At 46.2% G+C, this 17,669-nt stretch carries 14 protein-coding genes; 10 read left to right on the plus strand and 4 right to left on the minus strand.

Annotation, left to right across the window (positions count from 1 at the left end; all coding sequences use genetic code 11):
* The first annotated feature begins 45 nt into the window (after positions 1-45).
* From ABR189_RS27950 to ABR189_RS27970, 5 genes are all read left to right on the plus strand, one after another.
* Complete coding sequence (locus ABR189_RS27950; RefSeq protein WP_354663820.1) at positions 46-3,723, plus strand: DUF7948 domain-containing protein; 3,678 nt, start codon at positions 46-48, stop codon at positions 3,721-3,723.
* A gap of 7 nt (positions 3,724-3,730) precedes the next feature.
* Complete coding sequence (locus ABR189_RS27955) at positions 3,731-4,756, plus strand: PorP/SprF family type IX secretion system membrane protein (protein WP_354663821.1); 1,026 nt, start codon at positions 3,731-3,733, stop codon at positions 4,754-4,756.
* A 151-nt stretch (positions 4,757-4,907) separates the two neighbouring features.
* Positions 4,908-5,504, plus strand: a complete 597-nt coding sequence (locus tag ABR189_RS27960; RefSeq protein WP_354663822.1) for a hypothetical protein — start codon at positions 4,908-4,910, stop codon at positions 5,502-5,504.
* A 292-nt stretch (positions 5,505-5,796) separates the two neighbouring features.
* Entirely contained in the window at positions 5,797-6,474 is a 678-nt protein-coding gene (locus tag ABR189_RS27965; RefSeq protein ID WP_354663823.1) for a phosphonatase-like hydrolase, read from the plus strand.
* Positions 6,475-6,492: 18 nt separating this feature from the next.
* Positions 6,493-7,626: a TIGR03364 family FAD-dependent oxidoreductase gene (locus tag ABR189_RS27970; RefSeq protein ID WP_354663824.1), complete on the plus strand. Its 1,134-nt coding sequence runs from the start codon at positions 6,493-6,495 to the stop codon at positions 7,624-7,626.
* A gap of 173 nt (positions 7,627-7,799) precedes the next feature.
* Here ABR189_RS27970 and ABR189_RS27975 read toward each other — a convergent pair whose 3' ends face one another.
* Entirely contained in the window at positions 7,800-8,336 is a 537-nt protein-coding gene (locus tag ABR189_RS27975; protein WP_354663825.1) for an LOG family protein, read from the minus strand.
* Positions 8,337-8,492: 156 nt separating this feature from the next.
* Here ABR189_RS27975 and ABR189_RS27980 point away from each other — a divergent pair, with 156 nt between their 5' ends.
* The 5 genes from ABR189_RS27980 to ABR189_RS28000 all read left to right on the plus strand — a co-directional run bounded on the left by ABR189_RS27980 (position 8,493) and on the right by ABR189_RS28000 (position 13,987).
* Positions 8,493-9,191 (plus strand): LOG family protein, encoded by a 699-nt coding sequence (locus ABR189_RS27980; RefSeq protein ID WP_354663826.1) that lies wholly within the window; start codon positions 8,493-8,495, stop codon positions 9,189-9,191.
* 160 nt (positions 9,192-9,351) lie between these two features.
* Positions 9,352-9,993: an O-methyltransferase gene (locus tag ABR189_RS27985; protein ID WP_354663827.1), complete on the plus strand. Its 642-nt coding sequence runs from the start codon at positions 9,352-9,354 to the stop codon at positions 9,991-9,993.
* 101 nt (positions 9,994-10,094) lie between these two features.
* A complete protein-coding gene (locus ABR189_RS27990) occupies positions 10,095-11,540 on the plus strand; it encodes a glucosaminidase domain-containing protein (protein WP_354663828.1) in 1,446 nt (481 codons plus the stop codon).
* Positions 11,541-11,579: 39 nt separating this feature from the next.
* Entirely contained in the window at positions 11,580-12,122 is a 543-nt protein-coding gene (hpt, locus tag ABR189_RS27995; protein WP_354663829.1) for a hypoxanthine phosphoribosyltransferase, read from the plus strand.
* A 98-nt stretch (positions 12,123-12,220) separates the two neighbouring features.
* Positions 12,221-13,987 (plus strand): YfbK domain-containing protein, encoded by a 1,767-nt coding sequence (locus ABR189_RS28000; protein WP_354663830.1) that lies wholly within the window; start codon positions 12,221-12,223, stop codon positions 13,985-13,987.
* On the opposite strand, the gene ABR189_RS28005 is transcribed toward ABR189_RS28000, so the two are convergent.
* From ABR189_RS28005 to dnaJ, 3 genes are all read right to left on the minus strand, one after another.
* Positions 13,927-15,336, minus strand: coding sequence for a high affinity choline transporter 1 (locus ABR189_RS28005; protein WP_354663831.1), 1,410 nt, complete (start codon positions 15,334-15,336; stop codon positions 13,927-13,929). The two genes, ABR189_RS28000 and ABR189_RS28005, sit on opposite strands and share 61 nt — an antisense overlap.
* 12 nt (positions 15,337-15,348) lie before the next feature.
* Entirely contained in the window at positions 15,349-16,299 is a 951-nt protein-coding gene (locus ABR189_RS28010) for a class I SAM-dependent methyltransferase (protein WP_354663832.1), read from the minus strand.
* 141 nt (positions 16,300-16,440) lie between these two features.
* Positions 16,441-17,607, minus strand: coding sequence for a molecular chaperone DnaJ (gene dnaJ, locus ABR189_RS28015; protein WP_354663833.1), 1,167 nt, complete (start codon positions 17,605-17,607; stop codon positions 16,441-16,443).
* Positions 17,608-17,669: the final 62 nt, after the last annotated feature.

Raw genomic sequence — 17,669 nt, forward strand, 5'->3', positions numbered from 1 at the left:
TAAGAATGGTATATTAGTTGTAGAATCAAATAAATCGAAATCCCGTTGAAATTTACCTTCCCGATCGGTTTTAGTGGCATTGTTTTTTTGCTCTTTTCATGCCTGGCAGTAAAAGCCCAGGAGCATGATCACGCTTCGTATTTTCCTTTACAGTTTACTGAAAATAAAGGGCAGTGGCATCAGGATGTGTTATACAGGTCTGAACTGGGAACCGCTTCGATTTTCCTCAAAAAGAATAGCTTTACTTTCCTGATCCTCAACAAAGCAGATCTTGAGGAACTCCAGTATTTTATACATCCCAAACATACACCTGCCAAACCTCCCCATGTGGAGTATGATAAAAAAGGTGGTACACAGGCAGTTGCCACGGCTCCGGCAAACGTAGCCGGAAGCAACATACCCGGCAAGCCGCGTACTATGCCAAAAGTGCGGGCGCATGCCTATGAGGTAGCTTTCCTGAACACCAGCAATCAGGCAGAAATAGTTCCGGAAAAAGTACAGGAAGGATATGCCAACTACCTGATTGGAAATGATCCCTCCAAGTGGAAAGGAGAGGTAAAGTCTTATCAGCGGGTTAACTATAAAAATCTTTATCCGGGTATAGATGCACTGGTGTATTCAGAAACAGCCCAGTTGAAATACGACCTGATTGTACATCCCGGCGCTAATCCTGCTAATATCCAGCTGGAATATGACGGTACTGATGGGATCGAACTTAAAAAAGGACAGCTGCATATCCGTACCTCCGCAGGAGAAGTGATCGAACAAATGCCATTTGCATACCAATACATTAATAATCAACGTGTATCCGTAAAAGTTGCTTATGAGCTAAAAGGCAATAAAGTGGGTTTTAAGGTATCCGGTAAATATGATAGTCATTATCCGCTGGTGATAGATCCTACCTACGTTTTTTCTACGGTATCAGGTTCTGTGGCAGACAACTGGGGATTTACTGCTACCTATGACGAAGAAGGCAGTTTTTATGGAGGCGGTATTGTTTTCAGTGCAGGATATCCTACCACTATTGGCGTGGTACAAAGTGCTTTTGGTGGAGGCGATTTTGATATGGGTATTTCTAAATTCAGTGCCAACGGACGTAACCTGATATATGCTACCTACATCGGAGGAAATGCAAGAGAGCAGCCCCATAGCCTGTTTGTAGATGGTGCCGGTAACCTGGTAATTTCCGGACGAACAGAATCTTCTAATTACCCGGCTACCGCAACCATCGGAACCAGGGGAGGATGGGATCTGGCAATTACCAAACTGAATGCTACCGGAAGCAGTATCATCGGTTCATTGATTATTGGCGGCAGCGGCAATGATGGGGTAAATATGGATGAAGACAGGCGTGGCCCCGCCAGGGTATTGGCCCGTAATTACGGGGATGATGCCCGCAGCGAAGTGGTGATCGATAATGCTGGTTATATCTATGTAGCCAGCAGTACACGTTCTTCCGATTTTCCTATTGTTCAAAAAAACGGGAATGTTTTCCAGCCCAATTTTGGTGGCGGACAGGATGGTGTAGTGCTGAAAATCACACCTGATTGTACGGATGTGGTTTGGTCCAGTTTCCTGGGGGGCAGTAAAGAAGATGCGGCGTACGTCATTGCCCTGAATGGATTGAATACCTTGTATGTGGCTGGGGGTACTGCCAGCGATGATTTTAAAACTACCAGTGGAGCCTTATACCCTGCTTACCGGGGTGGTGTTTGTGATGGCTATATTGTACACATAGCCAACAATGGTTCCAGTATTTTACAAAGTACCTACCTGGGCGCAGAGAACGTATCTGCCGACCAGATATATGGTATTCAGCTGGATAGCAAAGGATATGTTTATGTAATGGGTACCACCGAAGGGAACTGGCCGATCATGCAGCCAACAGGTACCGCTACTTTTTACAATGATAATTCCAGACAATTTATTTCAAAACTAACCCCCGACCTGTCTAAGTTCGTTTATTCCACCACTTTCGGTAAACAGGGCTTTAATCCCAGCTTATCGCCGGTAGCCTTCCTGGTAGACCGGTGCGAGAACGTTTACGTTTCCGGATGGGGCGGTGGTATCAATATTGAAGCCGGGTATCCCAATTCCGGTGTGTCTGGCCTGCGGATCACCCCGGATGCTTTACAGAGCAATACAGATGGCGCCGACTTTTACTTTTTTGTGCTCCGCCGGGATGCTACAGAAATATTGTTTGGCAGCTACTTTGGGGGATATGGTCTTTCCGAACATGTGGACGGCGGTACCAGCCGGTTTGACCGTAACGGGGTCATCTACCAGGGTATTTGTGCCTGGTGCGGTGCAAGCCCTAAACCCCGGTATCCTACCACCCCGGGAGCTTACGCTACCAGGCCGTCTGTAAACTGTAACCTGGGGGCACTAAAAATTGCTTTTAACCTGGATGGGGTAAAAGCGGGGATCAAAACAGAAGACCGCAGGAAAAACTACTGCGTACCAGCAGATATTACTTTTGTAGATACTACCCGCCAGCCTGCACAAACCTGGAGGTGGGTATTCGGAGATGGGAATGAACAAACAGTTACTACCATCGATCCGGTAACCCATACTTATAACCAGATCGGGAAGTATAAGGTGATGTTGATCAAAACGGATACCCGCAGCTGTAACGGCGCGGATACCGCTTATTTTGATGTGAATGTAAGAGCGGATGAAGTACAGTTCAATTTTACCGGTTTGCGTCAGCAGCCTTGTCAGGAAAGGAAATACCTGTTTGACCTGGATCTTATTTCGGTACCTGCGGGTAAGCCGCTGGGCCCTAAATCTTTTGTGTTTGACCTGGGCGACGGCACGCCACCGGATTCTGTAGGGCCGGGATCTTTCCCTTATACCCATTCTTATCCGGAAGATGGTATTTATAACGTATCACTGACACTGGTAGATACCAACTATTGTAATGCACCGGATACCAGAACGTTGCCATTGCGTGTGGCGATTAACGTGGTAGCCAGCTTTACGATGCCGGACAGTGTGTGTGTACCGGCTGCTATCCAGCTGGAAAATACTTCCAAAGGCGGGGAAAGATTCCTGTGGACATTTGAGGATGATGGTACTACGAGTACTGAAGTGTCGCCCATCCATCATTTTATCAAACCTGGCAGATACGGTGTAAAGCTGGAAGTATTTGATGACAATACCTGTAACAAAAAGGATGAAGTCACTACCTATATCATTGTGAGCAGCCCGCCGGTAGCTGAATTTTCTTACACACCTATTAAGCCACAGGAAAATACACCTACCCAGTTTACTAACCTGTCGGTAGATGCGGTTGCTTACCGCTGGCAGTTTGGTGATGGAGATACTTCCAGCTTACGGGATCCATCTCACCAGTACCTTAAAACGGGGACCTATAATGTTTGTTTAACGGCTATCAATGCTGCAGGTTGTGACTCCACTGTTTGTCAGCCGGTAAGTGCACTGATCAATCCGTTGTTTGATATACCTACAGCATTTTCTCCCAACAATGATGGTATCAATGATTTCTTTGAAATAAAAGGATTTGGTATCATCAACTACAATATGAAAATATTTAACCGGTGGGGACAACTGGTATTCGAAAGTAATAACCCCCGGGTGAGTTGGGATGGTAGGTTTAAAGGCGCTGTTCAGCCTATGGATGCCTACGCTTATGTGGTGAATATAGAATTCAGTGATGGAACGAAAGCCAATAAGTCAGGAAGTGTAACTTTGTTAAGATGATGAGCTCATGAAGCGATTTGTAAAAGGAATTTCGGGTGTAGTAATAGTGTTGCTGGCAGCAACATTGCAGGGTAATGCCCAGGATCTGCACTTTACCCAGTTTTTTAATTCACCACTGACCACTAATCCTGCCAATACCGGGTTTATTCCTGATGGAAATTACCGGGTAGGCGTTAACTACAGGAATCAGTGGGCTTCCATTCCCGTGCCCTATAAAACGATGTCGCTTTTTGCAGATTTTCAATTGCTGAGGGACCGGCTGGAATATGGCTGGTTAGGGGTGGGAGGAGTGATCCTCCGCGATGTGGCGGGTAGTGGCAATCTGTCTTCTACCAAATTTTATGGGTCCGTAGCTTATCATCAGCTGCTGGGAATGAGCAGCCTATTGTCGGTAGGCTTTAATGCCGGTAGTGCCAATAAAAGGGTGGATATCACCAAACTCACCTTCGGTGATCAGTGGAACGGAAAATTTTTCGATTCCCAGGTGCCTACGGGAGAACCCATTACACAATCCGGTATCAACTATTTTGATTTACAGGCCGGATTAAACTATGCTTATTTTCCTACAGACAATTTATATATCAACGGCGGTTTTTCTGTACAGCATGTGAATAAGCCCCGCGAAACATTCTATAAAGGTAATAACCAGATCGAACGCCGGTACATTGGTTTTTTAAACGCAAGCATCAAACTCAATGATGATGTAATCGTGAATCCTGCCGGTTATTATGCGATGCAGGCTAAATCAAGAGAGCTGGTGCTGGGCACCAATGTGGCTTATAACCTTTCGGGAGACGGGGAAAAGCAGGTGTATGGCGGTGTGTATTACCGGGTAAATGATGCAGCTGCTTTCCTGGTAGGTTATCAGATCAGTAATGTGAAGATGATGTTCAGCTATGACATTACCACTTCACAGCTAGCCGCGTCCAACAGCCGGCAGGGGGCCTATGAAATAGGGATTGTCTATACCGGCCTCTACCCTAACCGTAGCTTTAACAGCGCACGGAGAGCTACTATCTGTCCGTCTTTTTAAGGAATGCTGTTCTTTTCAAGGCCTGCTAAATAAAAGTTAAAAGTACCTGTTTCTGACGGTTGGAAATGTGCAAGGTTGTAATGTTGCACAAAGCATATAACGGGATTTAAACAATAGCAAAGAAAGGATTTAAAAACATAATTTAACCACTATGAAACGTTTATTAATAGGTATCGTACTGGTAATGGGTGCTCACCTGGCCAATGCTCAATATTATAAAACGGATACCACTAGAAAACCTCCTCCGGAAAGAAGGGAAGGTGGATTTGACCGCTCCCGTTTAATGGTAGGCGGATCCGTAGGAGCAGTGATCGGAGACTATACCAATATTAATCTCTCCCCTATGATAGGTTACCGGTTTTCCGACTATTTCGCTGCCGGTGTTACTATCAATGCACAATACGGTTCTGAACGTTTCCGTACGATCAATAACCTCACTACACAACGTAACCAGTATACTATTTTCGGAGGTGGCTTATACGGCCGGGTATATCCTATACAGGAACTTTTTATCCATGTGCAGCCGGAATATAATCTGATCACTCAAAAAGTAACCTTATATGATCCTAAGAGTACTTATAAAAGCAGTTATGGTACCCCCAGCTTGCTGATAGGTGGTGGTTATTCCCAACCTGTGAGTGATAGGGCAGCCATCAGTCTGATGGTATTGTACGATATTCTGCAGGATAAAAATTCTCCTTATCAGAACAGACCTGTTTTCCGTGGCGGGGTGAACATCGGGATCTGATGAAGCTGTAAAACCGGGCTTCCCGCTTCGTGAGGCTTTTGGCATCTGGTAACCGTCAATTGCAATAGTTTACTTAAAATATACATCACCGGGCTGGCCAATATTTTTAGGTCGGCCCGTTTTTTTTAAGACTATTTGATGATGAAGCCCTTGTGTAATATGTATTTAGGGGGTAAGTGAACCAGTCATATTGATACGTTTTCTGCATTAATCTAATGTTAATTGTTTATAATGGCTAAACTTTTATAGGCTATGGATGCTATCTTTGCCAGAACAAACAACGCGCTAAACAATGGGTATAAAGCTAGTCGTATTTGATATTGCAGGCACTACCCTGCATGATGAATCCAATGTAGCCCTGGTATTGCAGCAAGCAATAAAGACGGCAGGGGTAACTGTGTCTGTGGAAGAGGTTAATGAAGTAATGGGGTATGCCAAGCCGTTTGCAATCCGCCATTTGCTGGAGCAAAAGCAGGATGCACGTTTTAAAGATCCTGTGTTTATAGACCAGTTGCATGAACAGTTTGTACAGGAAATGAAAAATCATTATGCCCATAGTCCGGCTGTAAGGGAAAAAACAGGCACCACCGCCGTGTTGAAGGCATTAAAGGAAAAGGGGATTAAAGTAGGGTTGGATACCGGTTTTGACCGGGGGATTACGAATGTTATCCTGGAAAGGGTAGGCTGGCAGCACAACGGACTTATTGATGCCGTGGTGACCAGCGATGAGGTGCCCAAGGGCAGGCCTTATCCTTATATGATTTATCGTACGATGGAGCAATTGGGCATTCAAAGTATTAAAGCGGTAGCCAAAGTAGGGGATACGGTTTCCGATCTGGAAGAAGGTACCAATGCCGGTTGCCGCTATGTAATAGGTGTTACTACCGGTGCGTATACCAGGAGTCAGCTGGCAGCAGGCCCTCATACCCACCTGATCGCTACTTTAGACGAATTATTCACCATACTCTGAGATCTTCAATAGCATATTATGCAACAACATCAGGCCGACGTAGCTATTATTGGCGCGGGCATTGTAGGGCTTGCCATGGCCTATCACCTGGCCGGCAAGGGAAAAAAAATAGTGGTATTTGAGCGCAACAGCAAAGCCATCAGTGCATCTATCCGCAATTTTGGCCTGGTATGGCCTGTGGGCCAGTCGGCAGGCCATATGTATGAACGTGCTTTAAAGAGTCGTCGTACCTGGCAGCACCTGGCCAACGCTACCGGATTACAATGCCAGGAAACAGGCTCCCTGCACCTGGTATACCAGCAGGACGAGCTGGCAGTACTGGAAGAATTTACTCGCACCGCCCCTGCCAATGGTTATGAATGCCAGCTGTTAACCCCGGAACAGGTAGCACAGCGTAGTCAGGCTGTGAAAATGGACGGGCTGCTGGCAGGCATGTGGAGCAGCACCGAAATGACCGTCAACCCGCGGGAGGCCAGCGCTGTTATAGCCCGGTACCTGGAAGAACAGCAGGCAGTTACCTTCCGCTGGGGAACAGCGGTGAATTCATTGGAGATGCCCTATATCCGGACAAAGGACGAAAAATGGCAGGTAGACCAGGTATTTGTTTGCAGTGGTGCTGATTTTGAAACTTTGTACCCAGAAGTATACGCCCAGGCGCCCCTCACAAAATGTAAACTGCAAATGATGCGGACCGTGCCACAACCCGGCAACTGGTCGTTAGGGCCAGCGCTGTGCGCAGGACTTACCCTGATGCATTATGCAGCTTTTAATACCTGCAGTACCCTGGATGCACTGAAGAAACGGGTGCAGGCAGAAATGCCGGAATACCTGCAATGGGGGATCCACCTGCTGATCTCGCAAAATGGTGCAGGAGAGCTTTCCATTGGAGATTCCCATGAATATGGGCCGGACTTTGAACCTTTCGATAAGGAGTTCATCAATGCACTCATCCTGAAATATATGCATACTTTCCTGGCTGCACCGGATTATACTATTCAGGAGCGCTGGCATGGTATTTATCCTAAGCTGACCAATGGCGGAACAGACCTGATCCTCCAGCCGGAGAAAGAAGTGACTATCGTAAATGGATTGGGAGGAGCCGGTATGACACTGGGATTTGGACTGGCAGAAGAAATCACGGCAAAAATTTAATGTTCAACGGCGGATACGGTACGGGGATAACATGATCGAAGCAGGCCGAACAGGACAGTATAGGATACTCATGTGCCACAGAACCTTAATTTTATAGTAATAACAAGTATCTACAATTGACAACGTGTTAAATAAAAGCAGGTTTCTTTCCAGTTACCTGCTTTTTTTATGGCTTACATCATCAGGTTTAATAATGCTGCTGCCGTAGTGGCCATCCGTAGGTTTTCTACCTGGATGGTGGGGGCAAAGGCTTCATCCCTGACAGTCAGTATGTGCTGATATAAATGATCATAAAACTTTTCCACGTTCAATAATCCTACCATTTTTGTGTGCAGCGTGAGCTGGTTCCAGGTAATGATCTCAAACAGCTCATCCAGTGTGCCAAAGCCACCAGGCAAGGCAATAGCGGCATCACTCATTTCATATATAATGGTTTTGCGCTGATGCATGGTCTGCACTTCTATCTGCTGCGTAAGATTTTCGTGTTTGCGTTCCCGTGTATTCAGGAACTCAGGGATTACGCCTGTTACTCTTCCGCCTTTTTCCAGTACACTATCTGCTACTACTCCCATTAAGCCTGCTTTACCACCACCATATACCAGGGTGATATCATGTTGTGCCAGCAGGTGACCCAGTGCCTGCGCTTCCTTTGCATAAGAGGGGTGATTACCCATACTGCTACCGCAAAAAACAGCAATACTTCTGCCCATAATGAATATTTAAGCGCCAAATTTAAAGGTTCCGGAGAACAATTATCATATATCAAAATTCGGCTTAATGGATAAATGGTCATAAATTCGGGTATCGAAGCGGCATCATCACAGTAAAGACTGCCGGATTATTATTAAGTTAAAAATACAGATTGAATGAATGATACTTTAAAGAACCTGAAAGAAAGAGATTGGACAGAAACCCGTGCGCACTCCAGCTGGCAGATATTCAAGATCATGGCAGAGTTTGTAGAAGGCTTTGAATCCCTGGCTAAAATAGGACCTTGTATTTCCATCTTTGGTTCCGCTCGTACCAAGCCGGGCAACAGATATTATGACCTGGCGGAAGAAATTGCACGTCGCCTTTCTGAAGAAGGATTTGGCGTAATTACCGGTGGCGGCCCCGGTGTGATGGAAGCGGCCAATAAAGGCGCACAGGCCGCTAATGGCAAATCAGTAGGCGCCAATATCACCCTGCCGCATGAACAATATCCCAATAAATATATTGACTACGATAAGAGCCTGAACTTTGATTATTTCTTTGTTCGTAAAGTCATGTTCACCAAGTATTCGCAGGGCTTTATTATGATGCCCGGCGGGTTTGGTACCATGGATGAGTTTTTTGAGGTATTGACACTTATCCAGACAAAGAAAATGACTGAAACACCTATGGTACTTGTAGGGCGTGACTACTGGAGTGGCTTGCTGGATTGGGTCCGCACGGTGATGCTGGAAAAGGAGAGCAATATTTCTCCGGAAGATCTGAACCTGCTTCAACTGTTTGATACAGCTGATGAAGTAGTGGAGTATTTCCGGGTGTTCTATACCACTAATAAACTACGGCCAAACTTCTAACAATATAAGGATACCGGTTAAGCTGCAGGTATTTGAATGCAGTCTGCAGAAATAAATGTGTTTGTATAAACGTTTGTTTTAATAGTCAGGTGATGTAGTATTCATGACTTTCAGCTTTAACCTTTCCACTTTTTGCAATAGATTTGCAGAAATTTTATATATGGAGATCATACCGGCGGCAGTGGAGGCGTTTGCAGAAAAGTATACCAGTCCGGAAAGCGGGTTGTTATATCAGTTAAACAGGGAAACGCATTTGAAAGTAGCCTTGCCACATATGCTTAGCGGGCATATTCAGGGGCGTGTATTGAGCATGGTGAGTCATATGATGCAACCCCGCCGTATTCTGGAGATCGGCACTTTCACGGGTTATTCCGCTATCTGTCTGGCAGAAGGCCTGACCGCTGATGGCATACTCCATACCATTGATGTAAATGAAGAACTGGAAACCATCTGTACAAAGTATTTTGAGCAGGCTGGTCATGGCCATAAAATAAAGATGCATATCGGGAAAGCACTGGAGATCATCCCGCAATTGGAAGAAGTGTTTGACCTGGTATTTATTGATGCAGATAAAGTGGGGTATGGTGCCTATCTGGATATGGTGTGGGAAAAGCTTCGTCCCGGTGGTATCATACTGGCCGATAATGTACTCTATCACGGAGAGGTGCTGCTACCGGAAAATGAGCAGGGTACTAACCCTAAGGCCATGATCAGGTTTTGTGAAAAAGTGCTGGCAGATGACCGGGCAGAACAGGTGCTGCTGACCGTGCGGGATGGCTTACTCATGATCCGGAAAAAGTAATATCGGTGCACTGACAGTATAAAATCTAATAGCTCAGATGACAGGTAAGCAGGTTGGCGGCAAAGGGCCAAAGACGAATTGCTCACAGCTAAATTTAATACATGCAAATAAGGAAATTATTGTTGGTAGTCAGTTTTCTTGTTGGCTGCATGCCTTTGCTGAAGGCACAAAAACTAACTACAGAGCAGTATATCGCGCTTTACAAAGGAGCCGCTATTGAAGAAATGCGCCGCTCAGGCGTTCCTGCCGCTATCAAACTGGCCCAGGGTATCGTAGAAACACAATCAGGCAATGGCTGGCTGGTACTCAATTCCAATAATCACTTTGGTATTAAATGTAAGAATAACTGGACCGGTAAAACGGTAAGTTATGATGATGATGCCCGCGGCGAATGCTTTCGTGTATACGAAACAGCGCGCGATTCCTATAAGGATCATTCCGATTTTTTAAGAAATAACCCCCGATATTCCTTCCTGTTCCAGTTTAGCCAGGATGATTATAAATCATGGGCTTTCGGACTCAAACAAGCCGGATACGCCACTAATAAAACCTATCCGCAGCAGCTGATCAAAGTAATAGAAGATTATGACCTGCAACGATATAGTCTTCAAGCACTGGGAAGAATACCGCTCGACAGTGATGTGACAACAAACCCTGTTTATGCAGGAGGAAACAAGCATAACACCAGCAATGGATCCGCTTCCAGGCCAGCTGCTACCGTGGCAGCTCCTATAGCACCACCCGCTATGGATCTGGGAAGTTATCCCAAAGGTGTGTTTGAGATCAATGGCCGTAAAGTAATTTTTGTAGCTGCTGGTACTTCCCTGATCCAGCTGGCTAATGAAAAAGATATCCGTTTAAGTAAGCTGGTACGCTTTAATGACCTGGAAGATGACCGTCCGCTAAAACGGAATACCTTTATTTTCCTGCAGCGTAAAGCCAAGAAAGGCCGGAATGATTATCATACTGTAGCCGCCACAGAAACCATGCACGACATTGCGCAGGCAGAAGGGGTACAGATGAAATGGTTACGCCGCCGCAATAAAATGAGTGAAGGTGAGGAGCCCGCCCCGGGACAACGCCTGGCGTTAAATGGGTATGCTTCTGCAAAGCCCCGGCTGGCCGTAAATGCACCTAAGCAGGAAGAACCGGCCGACTTTTCTCCCCGTAAAGCCCTGGATGGCTTAAAAGAGGAAATAGAAAAGGCCAGCGAAGGAAGTGTAGCAGCGGTACCTGCTGCGAAAGAAACACCTGCTCCCCAGCAAAATGGTTTACCACCCGGCATGGTGGAAGATCTGAAAAAAGTGGCCGAAGTAACACCGGTAACACCACGGGCACAGGCACCTGCACAAACAGACAATCCTCCTGCACCGGTTAAAACAGCCGCTGCAAAACCCGGCGTTTTGCAGTACCATGATGTGCAGCCCAAAGAAACATTATTTGCAATTGCCAGACAGTATAATACCACCGTATCTCAATTACAGCAGTGGAATAATTTATCCGGCAACGATATTAAAATCGGTCAGCGCCTCCTGGTAGGTAAGTAGTAATTTTGTGGCAATTATTAACAAAGGAAATGTAGCAATATGTCGGTTATTCAAGTGCATGATAAGAAATTCCAGCCTTATATCGGTGAAGCGGAATTACAGTTGCGGATCAAGGAAATGGCCGCGTTATTAAATAAGGACCTGGAAGGAGAGAGGCCACTGTTTATTGCTATCCTCAATGGTTCTTTCATGTTTGCTGCAGATATTTTTAAACACCTGACCATAGAAGCTGAGATTTCCTTTATCAAACTGGTATCCTACAAAGGCACCAAATCCAGTGGTAACGTAATTACTGCAATAGGACTGGATGAAGACCTTTTTGGCCGTACCGTGGTTATCCTGGAAGATATTGTAGATACCGGCAGAACCCTGAGCCAGTTCTTACCACAGCTGGAACATCAGCAACCTAAAAAGCTCATGATTGCCTCCCTGCTCACAAAGCCCGAAGCGGTAATTCATCCTATAAAAATTGATTACCTGGGCTTTTCCGTACCAGATAAATTCCTGCTGGGCTATGGCCTCGATTATGATGGCCTGGGCCGTAATCTGCCCCAGATCTACCAGCTGGTAGAAATGCCGTAACATAAAAGATGTGTCCGCCCATTCCGGGGAAAGGTTTGGACAAGGCCTGTTTTTTAACTAAATTCGGGCCAGGATTTATATATCTTTTTTGTTATCTGATGCAAAAGTTTCTTGTACTGCTTCTTTTTGTATCATCCCTTTTACCTGCGAGCGCACAAACCATTTGGGTAACTGGAGCCGTGGAGGATAGTATTACCCACAATCCCCTGCCTGGCGTAGCTATTTGCGTAGCCGGCGATACCGCTAAAACAGTAACCAACAATTACGGACTTTTTAAGATCGCCATTCCTCCGGGAAGCACACATCTGCAGTTCCGGCATCCCCGGTACAGTGCTAAAACAGTACCTGTTGAAAATGCCAACCGCATCCTGGTGTCCCTGGTACCTGCGGCCGAGCAGATGGACGACATCATGCTGGCTAAAGCCCGTTCCCGCGCAAAATTTACACAAGGGGCCAACCCTAATTATGGCAATGTAGGGATGGGGATTCGTACCTTTTATAATGAAACTTACGGGGCCATCTATGAAAACAGGTTTGCCAATACGAAGGTACGTGCATCTTCCACCTTTGCCATAGATGTAGACCGTGCAGCTTACAGTAATATCCGGCGTTTTATCCACCTGAAAGAAAAGATACCACCTGATGCAGTGCGGATAGAAGAGATGGTAAATTATTTTCACTACAGCTATCCGTTACCAGCACCGGGCAATACGTTGGCATACTATAGCCAGTACGCTGATTGCCCATGGGAGCCGGGACATACCCTGCTGCAGATCGCAGTAAGAGGTAGTAAACCGGATATGGATAGCCTTCCTCCCTGTAACCTGGTTTTTTTGATAGACCGATCAGGTTCTATGGGAACTGCCAATAAACTTCCCCTGTTGCAGGCAGCCTTTCGTATCCTGGTCAATAGCCTGCGCGCGCAGGATAAGGTAGCTATCGTAGCCTATGCGGGTACGCCTGGTGTGATCCTGCCCTGCACGTCTGGCAGTGAAAAGGAAAAGATCCTCAATGCGATCGATATCCTGAGTGCCAGTGGTACTACGGCAGGAGAAGCAGCCATAAAAATGGCCTACCAGATTGCGGTGGAAAACTATATCCCCAATGGCAACAACCGGGTGATCATGGCTACCGACGGAGACTTTAACGTGGGGCAATCCAGTGATAAGGAAATGGAAGAACTAATCACGGAAAAGAAGGAAAGCGGGGTCATGCTTACCTGCTTGGGATTTGGGATGGGCAACTATAAAGAGTCTAAGCTGGAAAGTTTATCCAGCAAGGGGAATGGTAATTTTGCTTATATAGACAACCTGGAAGAAGCGAATAAGATATTTGCGCGGGAGTTTGGCAGTACCCTGTTTACAATAGCCAAGGATGTGCAGACACAGGTATGGTTTAATCCAGACAAAGTAAAGGCTTACCGGCTGATAGGATATGAGAATAAAATCCTGAAGGCGGATACTGCGGAAGGAGAAAGGATGGTAGGAGGCATTGTAGGAGCCGGGCATTGCGCAGTAGCATTATATGAAATTATTCCACAGGACCCGGCTACGGGTACAGACAGCCTCCTCGCGCATATGAAGATCTCCTGGCGTGCACCGAATGAAGATACCACGGTGTATGTATTACCCGGGGAGATACCTGCACATAAAACCACCTTTAAAGAAGCCAGCAATGATTTTCGTTTTGCCGCTTCCGTGGCACTCATGGGTATGATTCTCCGGAAGTCGGAATACAAGGGAACCGGTGATTGTAACATGGTGATGCAGATAGCGCGCAAAGCCCTGGGAGAGGACAGTGGGGGTTATCGTTCAGAATTTCTGAAAATGGTGAAAACCCTTAAAGGAATGAAGGTAGACAAGTAGGTACCCAGTACCATACCTGCTATACTGGTCAGTAATCCCACCATTAAAGAAGGTACCCGGCAATCTGTCCATTCTGCTATAATATAACCTGCTGTGCCCAGTATAATAGATAATATAGCCCCTGCATGGGTAGACTTTTTCCAGTACAAACCTGCCGTAAGCGGTACAAAAAGAGATACCAGGCTTAAGATAGAGGAATCTGCGACCAGTTGATAAATGTTTTGCTGGATGAGCGCCATACCCATAGATATAGCAGATACCACGATCACAGATAACCGGATTACGCGCAGCAGTTGTTTGTCTGAAATATCTTTATAGAAAGGCCGGATCAGGTTTTCTCCCAGCACTGTTGCCGGAGCCAGGATAGCACCGCTGGTGGTACTCATAATAGCAGATAACAAGGCGCCGAAGAACAACACTTTTATAAACAGGGAGCCATGCTGTAATACCATATTAGGTAATATCTTTTCTGCTTCTCCTTCCAGTAAGGAAGGATACAGCACCCGGGCACACATGACAATAAGAATGGGGAGTAACCCGAAAAACAGGTACATGCCTGCTCCCAGGAATGAGGAGTAAACGGCGGTACGTTCATTCTTAGCTGACATCAACCGTTGAAATACATCCTGCTGGGGGATAGAGCCCAGCCCTATCGTCATCCAGGCAGCCACATACTTTAGCCATTCCTGCCAGTGATGATCCGGTAGAAAACGAAAATAGCGGGCAGGTGTTTGGGCAATTACATTTTCAAATCCCCCGGCCTGCCTGGTAAAAGTATACGCAATGATCAGCAAGCCAGCAATGATCATCAGGGTTTGTATAAAATCGGTTACTGATACCGACCACATCCCGCCAGAATAAGTATAAGCCATTACAATCAATCCACTCACTATCATGGCTATTTCCTGGGGCACGCCCATTACAGTATTGATCACAATCCCCATCGCTACAATCTGTGCCGCTATCCAGCCAAAATAGGAAGGAATCATCAGCAGGGCGGATATTACTTCCGCCTTCCGCCCATACCGTACGCGGAAAAAATCACAGAAGGTAAGCAGGTTATACCGGTAAAGTGGTCTTGCAAAAAATAATCCTACCAGCAGTAAACACAAAGAAGCACCAAAAGGATCTTCCATTACCCCGAGGAAGCCATGCTTCGAAAATTCACTGGTGGCGCCCAGCATCGTTTCTGATCCAAACCAGGTAGCAAATATTACGCAGGTGCTGATCCCTAAAGGAAGCTTCCTGCCTGCCACCACAAAATCATTGGCGCTATGCACCCGCCGTGCTGCCCATTGGCCGATAAGTATGGTAACTACTAAATAAAGAAGTATGAAAGCGGTGAGCATATTGTTAAAAGGTTACTTCACTATCCGGTAACATTTACGGATCAGCTTCTGCTGAAAGTCGAATGGTGTGGTAGGGGTAGTAATATCACGTATACTACTGGCTTCAATCTGGGCTTCATCCAGCACAAAACGGCGGTAGTTGTTACTGAAATAAATAACACCTCCTTTTTTGGTAGCCAGTAATACCTTGTTCAATAAAGTAACATGGTCCCGCTGTATATCCAGGAAATCCTTCATCCGCTTGCTGTTAGAGAAAGTGGGCGGGTCCATGATAACCAGGTCAAACGTGTTGAGCTTCAGGGTATCGAGGTATTGCAATACATCCGCATGTACAAACTCGTGTTTGGAAACGTCTATATCGTTCAGCCGCATATTCTCTTCTGCCCAGCTTAAATAGGTTTTGGAAAGATCAGCCGATGTTACCTGTGTAGCACCGCCAGCAGCAGCATACACAGAAAAAGAACCGGTATAGCAGAAGAGGTTCAGCACCTTTTTATCTTTGGCTTCCTCACGTACCATTCCACGGGTAATACGATGGTCGAGAAATAATCCTGTATCCAGGTAGTCGGACAGGTTCACTTTAAATTTTAGCCCTGCTTCCTGCACAATCATTTCCTGGCTTTCAAAAGAGAGCTTTTCATATTGTGCCTGCCGATGCTGTTTACGCTGGCGCTGTTTTACGAAGATAAGGTCCAGTGGTATTTCCAATACTTTGCTGATCAGTTCCAGGCAGCTATCCAGCCAGGCTTCGTGGGCTTCTTCTTCCATCCCATGCCGGCGCTGGTATTCGGCCACATATACTTTATTTTCATACAGCTCTATGCTGAAAGGAAACTCTGGAATATCATCATCATATACCCGGTAACAGCTGATATTTTGCCGCCGGGCCAGTTTCTTCAGATGCCGGAATACCTTGGTAAGCCGGTTTTCAAACATCTGTAATTTATCGGGTGATGGTGCCATATCGGTGCAAGTTCTTAAAACTTAATTTAAAAAGCAGCAAAATCAGGGAAATGTTATGGCGGAAAACTAAAAAGCGGATACACCAGTTCCCTGATGTATCCGCTTAAATATGATGAACAGGGATCGTCCTGTTTTGAAAACTTAGCTGAAGATGTCTCTTACCTTTTCAAAAAATCCTTTATCTGATTTCTCTGGATTAGGCTTGAAATTATGGGAAGACTGCATTTTTTCCAGGAGTCCTTTTTCTTCTTCATTTACATGTTGTGGTGTCCATACGTTTACATGGATCAGCTGATCTCCTTTTTCGTACGAGTTAACGGAAGGGAATCCCTTGCCTTTTAACCGGAAGATTTTGCCGCTTTGGGTACCTGCCGGGATTTTGATCTTGGCTTTTCCGTCAATGGTAGGTACTTCTACCTGGGTACCAAATACCGCGTCTGGGAAAGAGATATGCAGATCGTAGGCAATGTTCAGGCCATCGCGCTGCAGTTCCGGGTGTGGTTCCTCTTCAATAAGGATCAGCAGATCGCCGGGAGCGCCGCCTCTTTCGCCGGCATTTCCTTTTCCGCTCATGCTCAGCTGCATACCTTCCTGTACACCAGCTGGAATATCGATGCTCACCATTTCCTCACCATACATCCGGCCTTCTCCTTTACAGTGGCCGCATTTGCTGGTGATTACCTGGCCTTCCCCATGACAGGCAGGGCAGGTAGTAACGGTTTGCATTTGTCCCAGGAAGGTCTGGGTCACTTTCCTTACTTGTCCGGAACCATGACAGGTAGTACAGGTCTGGAAAGCGTTTTTATCTTTTGCCCCCAGGCCACCGCAATGGCTGCAGGGTACATGTTTCTTTACTTTTATCTTTTTATTGGCACCTTTTGCAATCTCTTCAAAAGTGAGGCGGATCTTTACCCGCAGGTTGGACCCACGGGTTCCTCTGCCTCTTCTGCCGCCATTGCCGCCACGTGCACCGCCACCACCAAAGAAGCTGCCAAACAGGTCATCGCCGAAAATATCGCCAAAGTTGGAGAAGATGTCATCCATATTCATGCTGCCACTGCCACCAAATCCACCACGGCCATTCATACCGGCATGGCCATAACGGTCATACTGCGCCCGCTTGTCCGGGTCGCTGATCACTTCATAGGCTTCCGCAGCTTCCTTGAACTTTTCCTCTGCCTCATGGTTGTTGGGATTACGATCAGGATGGTACTGCATGGCCACCTTACGGTAAGCCTTCTTGATTTCATCCTGCGAAGCCGTTTTGCTCACGGACAATATCTCGTAATAATCTCTTTTAGTAGACATCTGTTTAAGTCACTTATTGCCAGGCTATAGGGCACCGGCATTGGTTTGTGTATATTATTTAT

It is taken from the genome of Chitinophaga sp. H8, from assembly GCF_040567655.1.
GTDB lineage: Bacteria > Bacteroidota > Bacteroidia > Chitinophagales > Chitinophagaceae > Chitinophaga > Chitinophaga defluvii.